Here is a 12,482-nt window from a genome sequence, read left to right on the forward strand (position 1 = left end):
GCCAGATGACCTTGATCAAGCCACCACCGCGGCCGCGGAATACGAACAGATGACCGCACATCGGATCGCGCTTCAGCGTCTCCTGCACCATCAACGACAGACCGGGGAAGCCCTTGCGCATATCGGTATGGCCCGTGGCCAGCCAGACCCTCACGCCACTCGGAACCGGGATCATCGCAGACCCAATACGCAATCGAGAATCCGGCCAAGCGCATCCGTGTCGATATCGCTATCCACGCGAACCCGACGGCCCCGGCCGAGCTCGATCGTTACATCGCTGCGCTTCCGACGAGGATGGGATGTAGTGGGCGGTTCCGGTTGAACGGGAGAGGCTAACGAAGCGGCCTCGGACACGATTACCGGCACCAAAGTCGCCGTGTCCGACCTTGGCTCCTCGATCCGGCAAAGCTCCTTTCGCCAGCGAAAGAGTTGACTGACATGAATGCCGGCTGCGCGGGCAATCTCGGAGATCACCGCGTCTGGCTCAAAGCAGGCAGCGACGAGGCGCTCTTTGTCTTCGCGTGACCAGCGCCGACGGCGCTCTACGGACGTGATCACCTCAATTGGATGCTTCGTCATATGATTACTCCTGGTGTTACCACTAGGACTGGCAGTCAGCAGGCCGTCATCGCAAGACGGCCTTCACCGTGCGCTTACGTTTTAAACCGCCCCGGGTTTCTGGGGATCAGAGCAGGATTAGGAAGAGAAACAATCATCGTTGACATAGTGGCCTCCAAGAAGCTGCAGCAAGCCAATACACCAAGCGCTCTTAATACAAGCGATAGGCAAGACTGTCTAAGCGCTGAGATGCCTCGCCCACCAACTGGTCTCACTAGCAATACGAAAACTTTAGGCTTGCTCGGCCATCTATGGGGAGTTTAACATGAGCTTTATACACATGTTAATTGCGCCAACCGCTACTAAGAGTTTCCTCCCTTGCACACACCATTCAACTTACGACAGGCAGTCAAAAGTTTCCAACATGGCAGAAGCTTCATTGATGACAAAGGATCATCACAAGAGGCTGGCTGGAATTGAGCTGGGACATTCAAGATCTGTTTCGACGTCATGCGAATGGAATGTCGAGGTCGCTCCAGCGCAAGGGTTTTAATCCAGAGACCGCAGCGGATCTCACGCAGGACGCGTTCCTTCGCGTGATCGCTAAGCCCCCGGAGGAACATACAGAGAGCCACAACCCATGTGCCTATCTTTACAGGGCGGTTCGAAACCTTGGCATCAATCACAATCGAAGGGAGGCACTGGTTTCAACGGTACCTCTCGATGATGCAGAAGCACTCAACATTGCCGATCCATCACCTTCTCAAGAGAGCATCATTTATTCTCGCCAATGCTTGTGGCAAACCAACAAGGCGTTGTCCGAATTGCCGGAAAGAACTCGTCAAGCGTTTGAAATGCATCGGCTGGGGGAAAGAACGATAGCGGAAATAGCCGAAGAGCTCGGAATTTCGAGCACGCGTGCGTGGTCGTTAATCCGTGACGCGTATCGTCATCTTGTCCTCAATGTGGACCGATCCTGATCCACGCTTTCGACGTGGAAGCTCGCGGTATGAATTGAAAGGCCATCTGAGGTGGCTCAAATGGGGACACTTCTGGAAGAGAGCAGATGACCGAGACGACATCAAATCCGGAACGATTGCTTAATGAAGCAATAGATCTGATCATTCGGAAACAAAATGATCCGGACAATCCGGTTTCTGATGACTTGATCCGGAGTTGGCGAACTCGTAGTCCACAGCATGAGCAGATTTGGAATCGCGTCACATTGGCCCACGATGCATCAGGCGCAATCTTGAATGAACAGCGACGAAAAGAGCGGAGTGAGAGCTTGGGTATCACTCGCCGCAATCTTATCGTCAGTGGCGTCGCAGTCCTCGGCCTTGGCTCGGCCGCCTATTCCCTGAATACACACTTCCTGACGTCGGCCTTGGCGGACCACATGACCGGCAAGGGAGAAATTCGTCGAACCACCCTTCCCGACGGTAGCGCTGCGACGCTTGGTCCAGAGAGCGCTCTCGCCGTGAACTTCAGTGACGAAAGGCGCGACGTCGATCTGCTGGCTGGCATGTGCTTCTTCGAAGTTGCCAAAGATGCACGGCGACCGTTTTCAGTTCTGGCCGCAAATGTGCGTGTCACGGCGCGGGGCACCGCCTTTGACGTGTCGAACGACACAAGCAGCGTTACGGTCGCCGTCGACCATGGAATTGTCGATGTGCAGACCTCCAACGCAGCCCTTGGAGCCTCCATCCAGCTTGAAAAAGGACAGTGGGTTACCATGCATCCCGCCTCAGGGCGAGTTGATCGCGGTCGTCGCGAAAGCGGCCAGATCGCGGAGTGGCGAGACAATCTGATCATCGCCAACGAGGAAACTGTCGACACTCTTGTCGCACGGATCGGTCGCTGGCTCCCTGGACGCATCGTCTTCGCAGACCGGTCTATTGGCAGCCAACGTGTCAGCGGGGTTTTTGATCTCAACAACCCATTGCGGACGCTTGAGGCGGTGGTTCATCCGACAGGCGCACGCGTACGCCGTATCACATCGTTGATCACGGTGATCTCGCCTCTATGACGGCGACAAAAAAACTTGAGCGAAATAGTGAAAATTTCCAGCGCCCGACTGTAACAGTCTCAGGGACAGAAATTCGTTGATGCTCATTCACAACCTGTCCCTGCACACATGTTGCAGAGTTGAAAGGTTTAGAGGCAATGGGGCACGGAAGTCGTAGAGTTTTGAACAGCACGAGTAGAGCGTTGGCGACTGCTCTTTTGGTCTCAACGACAGTCGGCACTGTTGTGCTGGCAACACATGGCCGAGCTGCAGCCCAGAGCCGCGCCCAAACATCCTTTTCCGTGCCAGCCGGCCCCATGCATCGCGCGCTAACGGCCCTCGGTCGGCAAGCAGGCATTCAAGTAACATACCTGTCAGCCGCAGCGACAGGAAAGACATCGCCTGGCTTTTCCGGCGCTGCAACACTCGAGCAAGCTCTAGCTGCCGTTCTGGCAGGCTCTGGCCTCACCTATTCATTTCCGAATGCCACAACGGTGGCGATTGCGACCGCGGCGTCAGGCACAGGCAATCTTACCGCCAACGGAGCGACGCAACTCGATCCAATCGTTATACAGGGGGAAAGCGCGTCCGGTCCGGTAAAAGGCATCGTTGCAACGCAGAGCGCCACGGGAACCAAGACCGACACACCACTGAAGAATACACCTCAGGCCGTTAATGTGGTGACGCGAGATCAGATGGAAGTACAGGGTGCTGCCACGGTAACACAGGTCTTGCGCTATACACCAGGCGTTGTCGCCCAGTATTCCGACACCGACGTTCGCCACGACTGGTTGACCGTCCGCGGCTTCGTGCCCGGTCGGTACCTTGACGGATTGCGGCTTCCATTTGGTGTTCGTGGATACTCGCAGCCGAAGATAGAGCCTTATGGCCTGGAGAGGGCCGAGGTTCTGAAGGGACCGGCATCCGTCATGTATGGCCAAGGTCTTCCAGGCGGTATGCTGAACATGGTGAGCAAACGTCCCCGCGACGAGGAAATCCGGGAGGTCGAACTCCAGTATGGCAGCCATGATCGCATCCAAGCAGCTTTCGACTTCGGAGGAAAACTCGATGAAGACGGAGCGCTCCTCTACCGCCTGCTCGGCGTCGGTCGCCTAAGCGACACGCAATACAATTACGTCGAGGAGCGAAAGGGATACATCGCGCCATCTTTGACCTTCAAACCCGATGAAGGAACCTCGCTGACCATTCTCGGCGAGTACCAGAACGTCGATTCCCCTGGCGGCGGAGGCGCGCCTGCCCTCACGGCCAATGGCACGCTCTACACGAATGTTTACCCTGAATTACCGCGAAACGCTTTTCTCGGCGAGCCCGGTTACGATAGATTCCAGCTTGAGCAAGCTTTCATTGGCTATGAATTCAGCCACGAATTCGATGAGACCTGGACTTTCAAACAGAACCTGCGGCACGGATACGTCGACACAGACACACAGCGCGTTCAAGCCTATTGCCTATCGCCTGCGTCTTGCAACCCTGCGGCGCTCTCGCGCTACGCATGGGCTTTCCCGGAGAGCTCCCGCCTCTTCACGGTCGACAACCAAGCGATCGCCCATTTCTCGACTGAGGAGGCTTCGCACACTGCGATCTTTGGGCTGGACTATTCCTTTGAGAACAGCCGTTTCGAAGAATCGGCGCTTTCACTGATACCTACCCCCTTCAACGTCTACGATCCGGTCTACGGCGTAACCCCTATCTCCCGGCCACCGGTAAACCTTCGCATAGATCAGGACCGCTCGCAGACGGGCTTTTATGCCCAAGATCAGATTGAGTGGGGCAAGGCGGTGTTTTCTATCGGAGGCCGATATGACTGGGCAAATACTGAAACCCGAAACCGAACCAGAAGCGCAGACACTAGCGTAGACCAAAACGACGGAAAGTTCACATGGCGGACCGGGCTCGTCTACAACTTCGACAACGGCTTTTCGCCCTATGCGGGTTACTCCACGTCGTTCAATCCAGCGAGCGGCACGACCTGGGACGGCGTCCCATTTAATCCCACCACCGGCGAGCAGTTCGAAGTGGGCCTGAGGTATCAGCCAGAAGGCATGAATAGCTTTGTTTCGTTGTCAGCATATCAATTGACGCAACAAAATGCGCTCACCCCAGACCCGGACCGTGCGCACCCCGGTGGTCGTGTTCAAACTGGCGAGGTGCGCGTACGGGGTCTTGAGCTTGAGGGTAAGGCGGAAATCAACGATGCATTCTCCGTCATTTCCTCCTATGCCTACACAGAAAGCCAAATCACGCGTGACAATCCGAATCCCGCTGCCGTCAACCCGAGCAGTAACCAAGGCAAGCGCCTTGCTTTCGTGCCAGAGCATCAGGCGGCGCTATGGCTGGATTACCATGTGCAATCCGACGATGCCTGGGGCGGTTTGAGCTTCGGTGGCGGCGCCCGTTATGTTGGCCAAACCTATGGCGACAACGCCAATAAGTTCGACGTCCCCGGATACACCCTATTCGATGCTGCCCTTAGATATGACTTCGGCAAGGCAGATCCCAAGCTGGAAGGCCTCAAGGCCTCGATCAATGTGAGCAACCTCTTCGACAAGAAATATGTCTCCTCCTGCATCGGGGATACTGGCTGCTACTGGGGCGAAGGGCGCACGGTCTATGGAACGCTGAAGTACAGCTGGTGACACCGTCCGTGAAAAATCGTTCAAATCATCCTTTGTCCCGGCGGACTTTTTCCGCCGGGATCCTCACGTTCTTGGCGACGCATACGCTCGCTAACGCGGACGCGTCCGCGCCTAAGATAGCCGCACTCGACTGGGCGTGGGCAGAAACACTGCTGGCCCTCAACGTAAGTCCTTCTGCTGCGACGGAAACAGCACTTTACAGGGAAAGGGTGATCACACCCGAGCTCCCGTCTAGCGTCATCGATCTCGGTTTGCGCTCCTGGCCCAATATCGAGCTGCTCAAGTCGCTGCGCCCAGACCTGATCATCACCCAAACCGGTTATGGCGTACAGGCAACCTCTCTGGAGGCGATCGCACCGACGCTCTCCCTACCCTTATTTACGCCACAGCGTCACCCGCTGCAGCTTGCCGAGGCGGGTATGCGAACCATCGCCACTCGCGTTTCGCAAGATAGGACAGCCGACGAGTATATTGCCGGCTTTAATCAGAAACTTTCAGACGTCCGCCAGCGCCTGCGCTCTTATGACGGGTTGCCGTTGCTGATCGTCAAATTCGCAGATGAGCGTATCCTCGACATATACGGCGCCGGAAGCTTGTTTCACGACGTGATCGGACGGCTAGGCCTATCAAATGCATGGACTGGAAGCAGCAATTCATGGGGCTTCTCCACCGCGGGTCTCGATGCAATTGCCATGAACGCTCAGGCTCGGTTGGTTATCTTAGAGCCAGGACCGCCGGCAGCGCTCGTCGACAGTGACCTGTGGAGAGCCATCCCCGCCGTTCGCGCAAACCGGGTGTTAAGCATCCCTCCGACCTGGGTATTTGGTGGGCTGCCATCGGCTATGCGTTTTGCAACGATCCTCGGAAAGGCGCTCGAGAACGCATGACTAAGCGCCCCCTCCTTCTCTTCGCACTCCTCGCTATACCCGCTTTGGCTTTGACCATCGCCGGATATAGTGACCATGTTTCGTTGCTCCGAATAGTGCCGGCCATGCGGCATCCGGAGCCGGGAAACTTCGGGGAAACCTATTTGCGCTTCGCCCTTTTTCCGCGCTTCTTCGTCGCCCTCGTTGCCGGGGCGGCCTTGTCACTCTCCGGGGTCGTTTTTCAACAGGTTCTCAAGAACCCGCTCGCAGAACCCACCACCTTGGGGCTGCTCTCGGGGGCGCAACTTGCCGTTACGCTTACCACCCTGGCATCGCCCGCCGTTGCGATTTGGTCGATTGAGCTGGCGGCCATCTCCGGTGCGCTCATCACGCTCGCGCTTGTGATACTGCTGGCTTCTAGAAGTCACTTCTCACTCACGACCATGCTCTTGGCCGGCATGATCATCAGCTCATTTGCCGGAACGGCGTCGGTTGTCCTGACGCTGTTCAACCATGAATACCTTCGCTCCGTTTTCATTTGGGCAAGCGGCTCTCTCGTCCAGAACGACTTTTCCAACGCGTCAGCACTCGCCTTGCGTTTGCTGATTTGCCTGCCGCTGCTTCTGCTCCTGGTCCGCCCACTAACGATCGCTGGGCTAGATGACGCGAGCGTACGCAGTCTAGGTGTACCTGTCAAAACGCTGAGACTTGCAGCCTTATTTCTGGCTTCCATTTTAGCCGCGTTCGTTGTGGCCCGGGTGGGCGTTATCGCCTTCATAGGCCTCGCAGCACCTCACCTGACACGACTCTCCGGCGCGAGAACCTTTTCCCAACAACTCCTCTGGGCACCAATTGTGGGTGGGGCGATCCTGCTTCTCGCAGATGGATCTGTGCTCGTCATGACGCGGTACATGGCCGAAGTGCCAACGGGAACCGCAACGGCATTCTTTGGCGCAATCCTGTTGCTTTTTCTTGTTAAAGACATGTCGGCAAGCTCGGCTCCAGTAGAGACGCAAGCGACGCGCGTCATCCCGCGCCGTCGACCATATCTCGTCCTCTCGTTGGCAACGATCCTGTTTCTAGGAATGGTCGCCTTCTCCCTGACCGAACGGCTCTTCATAGATAACCTTGCTTGGGAGGAGTTGTTTTCCGGACGTTGGCCAAGAGTTGTTGCGGCAGCTTCGGCTGGCGCTATGCTGGCGGTCGCCGGTGCGATCATGCAGGCTATCACGGCAAATCCCCTCGCGAGCCCAGAAGGTCTTGGAGTAACATCGGGAGCCGCGCTCGGCATCATCGCAAGCCTCTTCGTGGCAGGTACGTTTTCCCCGCTTGTCATGCTGCTGGGAGGAGTGAGTGGTGCTCTCGCTGCGTTTCTCCTCATGATGATGCTCACCCGCACATCCTCTCATGCACCCGGGCCAGTTCTTCTTGTAGGTGCAGCGATCGGTACCTTTGCCGCTACGCTCATTACGCTCTTGCTGGCCAGCGGGGATCCGCGCGCAGTCTACGTCCTTGCATGGTCTATGGGGCCAACCTACCGCGCGAATGCAATCACTGCGATCGCTGGTCTAGGCATCGTATTTTTCGCGCTCCCCCTCCTCCCCCTTTGTGGGCGATGGCTCCGAATACTGCCACTCGGAGATCATGCGGCACGTGAATTAGGCCTTTCGCCACGATTGTCCCGGACGTGTCTGCTATCCCTAGCTGCTGTCCTTACCGCTGCTGCGACTCTTATTGTCGGCCCATTGAGTTTTGTCGGATTGGTCGCCCCTCACATCGCGGCGATGACAACTCGACCGAACCCTGTCCACCGCACCTTATGCGCCGCCGCAATAGGGGCCGGATTGATGACTGGCGCAGATTGGCTCGGGCGCAGCGTTCACTTCCCCTATGAGATTCCGGCGGGTGTCCTCGCGGCGCTGATCGGCGGGCCATATTTCCTCTGGCTCCTATCTCGGAAGCAATGATGAACAGCCCACGCACTCCTGAGGACCTGTTATCATCTTTGCCCGGCGAGCTCGAGCCGATCAGGGCCAGACTTTCCTATGGCACAGAGTGCCGCCTGGTTGTGCCATCTGCGCAGTTGTTAAGTGGCGATGCGCTTAAAATCTATGTCACAAGATTTGCAGGCCGCTTCGACATCGAGCCTAACCGGTATCTGGTCTCACTATGGTCGCAGAAATACTTCGGGACTGTCATTATTCCATTTATCGCGTTAGCGATGATTGGTGGGAGAGCTTTGAAAGCTGACATCGATAGTGCTGTCGTTGTTCTCGATAGCGATGGTGAGCCTGTCGCCGTGCGGCTTCCTTCAGCCTTTGCAACAGAAAGCGGGGAGAACGCCGCGTCGCTACTAACATCCACACATCTGGCACCGATGATCGAAGCCCTTGCAGGATGGAGCGGACTGTCGCGGAAGGTCTTTTGGGCCAACGCGGCCCATTATCTGGAGTGGATAATGGGGCGGCTTTCCGGTCAAGCCACACGACCGCAACTGCCCAGCCCGATGACAGACGCCATTCGCTACGTCGAAGAAGACGGTAAACGCGTGCGACGTCGTAAAGTGTGTTGCCTCCGAGACCGCGTTCCGGGTGTAGAAAGTTGCGGCAGTCTTTGCCCGGAACGAAAGATGAGGACCCGACCTTGAGCAGACGAGAATCCACCTTTTCTTTTTGTCAAACGGCTGTTCAAGTCGATGGGCGTCAGATTCTGGCGCCATTGACGCTGGAGATACCGCTGAGCGGCCAAGTTGTCGGACTGATTGGTCACAATGGCTCAGGAAAATCGACTCTTTTGAAGCTGATGGCACGCCAGTTGGCTCCAACCACGGGCAGCATCGAGTTGGACGGACGCAGTCTCGGCGCGTGGGGCAACCGGTCGCTGGCGCGTAAGATGGCCTATTTGGCGCAGCACCTCCCCCCTGCTGCCGGAATGACGGTTCGCGAACTCGTCTCACTCGGGCGGTATCCATGGCATGGAGCGCTGGGTCGATTTAGCCGAGAAGACACGCAGAAGACGGACGAAGCGATCACTTTGACCGGCCTTGACTCTCTCGTCGACCGCCTCGTGGATACCCTTTCTGGCGGAGAGAGACAGCGCGCGTGGCTTGCCATGCTTGTGGCTCAGGATACAGAGTGCTTGCTGCTAGATGAGCCGATCTCGGCCCTCGACATCGCGCATCAGATCGAGGTGCTTTCTCTCATCCACAAATTGTCGCGTGAAAACGGCTTAGGCATCGTCGTTGTCTTACATGACGTCAACATGGCCGCTCGGTTCTGCGACAACATCATAGCGCTTCACTCCGGCGAGATGATCTTCCAAGGCACTCCAAAGACACTTATGATTTCGGAAGCATTGCAGAAAATATACGGCCTTGCGATGGATGTTTTGGAACATCAACAGACAGGTCGATTAATCGCTGTCCCTCAGTAAACACGGCAAAGTCGCTCCTCGATACGTTAAGACTGAGGGAGCTTGTGCTCCAATCGGCGAATGCGCGTCGAAAAAACACGAGCTCTTGAACAGAATTGAACCCTTGGCACCTTATTTGTCCGCGCCACTTCAAACGCAATCAGCAACCTGGCGTTCAACGCGGCGGCGATCTATTCGCCAAACGGAAGTTCAATATCTTCGCGGTTTTTCTTCGCGCCGTCGATTAGGACCGTCTTGAACCGGTCCGCATCTGGTGCCGGCAGCATCCCCACCCCGGTTCGAATAGCTTGTTGCCATGCCGGCCCGCACTCCCATGCTTCGTTGTATATGAGGGCCAAGTCGGCAGATCGCCTCGTCTGCTGCAGCGCTTCAAAAAGCAGCGCGGCTTGGCGAAGGTCCTTCTCACGCTTCGCCGGCCCCTGACCGTCAGTGTGGCGGCGGCTGGCGACTATGAGCTTGTGGACCGCATATCTGGTTGGATCGGGGACAACGACTGGGATGCCGCTTCGATGGAGCAGTATTGTCCTTACGGGTTCCCTGATGAGAAAATCGAGAAAGCGTAGTGGATCCGCGCTGGCGCCGCCGAGGGCGGGCATCTTCGCCGGCTGATCGATGTAGTCGTCCGAGCCTCGGTTCGATGTCAAGAATTCCACCCTGTAGCCGTCGGCATTCTGAAATGCCGACGAAGCCGCTGATCCCGATCTATGTGGAACGGGCCGGAAACTGGCGTCGACGTCCTGCAGCAATTCCAAGATCGGAGGCAGACTACCCTCAACCTCTCGACTGATAGCGTAATCTTGCGCGATGTCCGCATCGCCGGTCAGTATGGCGGCCGTGGGAAGGCGCACGCCTAGTAGCCCTGAATAGCATTGAAAGGCCACCGTGCCGATGAGAACGCCACGAAGTCGAAAGAGACCCCCATTGGCTAAAGCTTCAACGATATCGCCTGACATTGCGTCGGGGGATATCATCCCGCCTTCACGGGTCAGGGTGTTCACTAGGCGCCTGCGAGCGCGTAGATCGTCCTTGTCCCGCTTATGATCAGATACGCGCTGCGCTATATCCGGATCGTCAGCAGGACCAACATAGCGACGTTTCGTACCACCGTGTCCATCCGGGATGTCGAAATACCAATACTTCCGTCCCTTGATGTTCGCCGGGGTGAATCGACCCTCCGGAGGGAAATCGGCCGTCCATGCAGCGTCGAGCGAGCGCTGACCTAGCTCGGCGAGCATAGTTTGGTACATGAGATCAACTGACTTCATAAGCTCGATTCCGAGGTTATACTGTTTTACAAAAACAGTATAACGCTCAAGTGGATCCGTCACAAGACGGAACTCGATCCTGTCGCCTCGAGTCGCAGACACCTTGTTCCAGAGCCGTCAGAATAAACTACCTCGCAGAAAAGGCGCTATATTCTTTCGAGAGCCCAGCGCGATGAAGGAGCTATGTGTCATTATCCGTCCCTAAAGTTTAAACGCTTAGAGCTTCCCAGCAACCATCGGCAATGTGAGATTTCACTCTTGTTTGGACGTGTCGCTGCCTAATCTCAAGCATGTGTTAAGTACCTTCGGGACGACACCCGCTTCCGTCAAACGGAGTTCTGACAATTCAAAATTTACTCGGAAGTAATTGTCAGGATAACACGATAATTACCCTTGCTGCCGTAATTCACGCAGAGGAAGTGTTGCTCTACAATTGACACCATAGGAATGATAGTTCAGCGCAACGGTACCGCTAGGCCCAAGACCAGCCAGGATCAGGCGAGATCCGGCGCCCCGCCTCGTCGGCTCCCGTACTGTCGGTCCGCCAACTTCTTGCCAATTGATTTCAAATACCGGGTCGTGGCCCCTTGATAAAGCCCAACCAACGGAAACTGTGCCCTCGGCCTGTGAAAGAGCGCCATACTTTGCAGCATTTGTTCCGAGCTCGTGCAACATTAGCGACAGAGAGATTGATGAGCGCGGGCCAATCTCGACCAACGGGCCGTCGATCTCCACCCTATTGCTGTCGTAAAGAGCCAAGCAGTCTTTCACGATAGTCCCTACTAAAGAATGGCTTTGCAAACCATGAATAAGGATATCATGCGCGCGCGCCAATACACCAATGCGGCCGTTCAGCGTCTCAGGCAGCGTAGACAGATCCCTAGCAGAACGTACGGTCTGAGAGATAATTGCTTGTACGATAGCAAGCTGATTATTCATACGATGCGCTAGCTCGAGGCTCATTTCCTTTTGGTAAGCGTCGTTCGCGAGAAGTTGAACGTTTTCCTGCTCTTTTTTGGCTGCCAGCAACGCCAGCGCATGCCGCTCCTGCCGCAAAGATATTGCTGTGACGCTAATCGTGTGGATGATGAAGATGTCAACGCTGACGATGAAGGCATAAAATAGTAGGGCCAAGATGGACCCAGGGGTAAGCTCTAGCGTGTAAGCCGGTGGGATAAAGAAATACCACGAAGCCAAACCGCTCATGACCGCGCTCACAATGCCGGGCCAAAGGCCGCAGATCAGTGTTGTGATAATCACTGCGGGAAAAAACGTGAGAAAGGGGAAACCTGGCGGCAATCGCTCCTGGACTGCCAATCTTACAATGAGCGCTATGGCAAAGAGGGCAGCCCCAAGAGTCCAACGAAAAGATTTAGACCTGTGTTTTGTAACCAAATCCTGAAGGTGCGCGGTAAGCGACCGCGCTTTCGCAAATTGGCTAGTTTCGCCCATGGCGGCCGGACAAAGGAAGACGTGTTGTCGCTTCATCAGAGGGATCTGGTATTGCTTCGTCGCTACTTGCTATTGAATCAGTACATTCGTTCATTGAGCGTCAACTCCAATGTCACCAATCGAATTTGATTATTCTTTTCCCTCGCGCCGCTCTGTACCTGTCAGCTTGTATCAAGGTCAACCAACCTGAGATTTGTCCATTACGAAATTTGTAGTCACCTAGATCAAGTCCCAGTGTTGTACG

10 protein-coding genes and 1 pseudogene are annotated in these 12,482 nt (G+C 55.9%); 7 read left to right on the forward strand and 4 right to left on the reverse strand.

Annotated features, from left to right (window positions below; all coding sequences use genetic code 11):
- Position 1: 1 nt before the first annotated feature.
- Positions 2–175: pseudogene (gene tnpB, locus QE435_RS24895) on the reverse strand (IS66 family insertion sequence element accessory protein TnpB); the annotation flags it as partial.
- Complete coding sequence (locus QE435_RS24900; RefSeq protein ID WP_349043177.1) at positions 172–579, reverse strand: transposase; 408 nt, start codon at positions 577–579, stop codon at positions 172–174. The pseudogene tnpB and the gene QE435_RS24900, both read right to left, overlap by 4 nt.
- A 455-nt stretch (positions 580–1,034) precedes the next feature.
- Between QE435_RS24900 and QE435_RS24905 the strand changes: the two genes are divergently transcribed.
- The 7 genes from QE435_RS24905 (at position 1,035) to QE435_RS24935 (ending at position 9,521) form a co-directional block, all read left to right on the forward strand.
- Positions 1,035–1,538, forward strand: a complete 504-nt coding sequence (locus tag QE435_RS24905; protein ID WP_349043178.1) for a sigma-70 family RNA polymerase sigma factor — start codon at positions 1,035–1,037, stop codon at positions 1,536–1,538.
- A 308-nt stretch (positions 1,539–1,846) separates the two neighbouring features.
- Positions 1,847–2,587, forward strand: coding sequence for a FecR domain-containing protein (locus QE435_RS24910; protein WP_349043179.1), 741 nt, complete (start codon positions 1,847–1,849; stop codon positions 2,585–2,587).
- A 182-nt stretch (positions 2,588–2,769) separates the two neighbouring features.
- Entirely contained in the window at positions 2,770–5,223 is a 2,454-nt protein-coding gene (locus tag QE435_RS24915; RefSeq protein ID WP_349043180.1) for a TonB-dependent siderophore receptor, read from the forward strand.
- A gap of 71 nt (positions 5,224–5,294) precedes the next feature.
- A complete protein-coding gene (locus QE435_RS24920; protein ID WP_349043181.1) occupies positions 5,295–6,110 on the forward strand; it encodes an ABC transporter substrate-binding protein in 816 nt (271 codons plus the stop codon).
- Positions 6,107–8,056 carry a Fe(3+)-hydroxamate ABC transporter permease FhuB gene (gene fhuB / locus QE435_RS24925; protein ID WP_349043182.1) on the forward strand — a complete coding sequence of 650 codons (1,950 nt, stop codon included), beginning with the start codon at positions 6,107–6,109 and terminating at the stop codon, positions 8,054–8,056. Before QE435_RS24920 ends, fhuB begins: the two co-directional genes overlap by 4 nt.
- Positions 8,056–8,736, forward strand: coding sequence for a siderophore-iron reductase FhuF (gene fhuF / locus QE435_RS24930; protein WP_349043183.1), 681 nt, complete (start codon positions 8,056–8,058; stop codon positions 8,734–8,736). The genes fhuB and fhuF overlap by 1 nt, the downstream gene beginning before the upstream one ends.
- On the forward strand, positions 8,733–9,521 hold the full coding sequence (locus QE435_RS24935) for an ATP-binding cassette domain-containing protein (RefSeq protein WP_349043184.1): 789 nt from the start codon (positions 8,733–8,735) through the stop codon (positions 9,519–9,521). The genes fhuF and QE435_RS24935 overlap by 4 nt, the downstream gene beginning before the upstream one ends.
- Before the next feature lie 170 nt (positions 9,522–9,691).
- Here the strand turns inward: QE435_RS24935 and QE435_RS24940 are convergent, their stop codons facing one another.
- A complete protein-coding gene (locus tag QE435_RS24940; protein ID WP_349043216.1) occupies positions 9,692–10,786 on the reverse strand; it encodes a GSU2403 family nucleotidyltransferase fold protein in 1,095 nt (364 codons plus the stop codon).
- A 387-nt stretch (positions 10,787–11,173) separates the two neighbouring features.
- The gene (locus tag QE435_RS24945; protein WP_349043185.1) at positions 11,174–12,274 is read right to left on the reverse strand and encodes an HWE histidine kinase domain-containing protein; all 1,101 of its coding nucleotides are present in this window, start codon (positions 12,272–12,274) and stop codon (positions 11,174–11,176) included.
- Positions 12,275–12,482: the final 208 nt, after the last annotated feature.

The sequence above is a fragment of the Agrobacterium sp. SORGH_AS 787 genome (assembly GCF_030819035.1).
Classification (GTDB): Bacteria; Pseudomonadota; Alphaproteobacteria; order Rhizobiales; family Rhizobiaceae; genus Agrobacterium; species Agrobacterium larrymoorei_B.

Coding starts and splice junctions, on each gene's coding strand:
- QE435_RS24945 (WP_349043185.1), bottom strand. CDS start 12,274: ATGAAGCGACAACACGTCTTCCTTTGTCCGGCCGCCATGGGCGAAACT.
- fhuF (WP_349043183.1), top strand. CDS start 8,056: ATGAACAGCCCACGCACTCCTGAGGACCTGTTATCATCTTTGCCCGGC.
- fhuB (WP_349043182.1), top strand. CDS start 6,107: ATGACTAAGCGCCCCCTCCTTCTCTTCGCACTCCTCGCTATACCCGCT.
- QE435_RS24940 (WP_349043216.1), bottom strand. CDS start 10,786: ATGAAGTCAGTTGATCTCATGTACCAAACTATGCTCGCCGAGCTAGGT.
- QE435_RS24900 (WP_349043177.1), bottom strand. CDS start 579: ATGACGAAGCATCCAATTGAGGTGATCACGTCCGTAGAGCGCCGTCGG.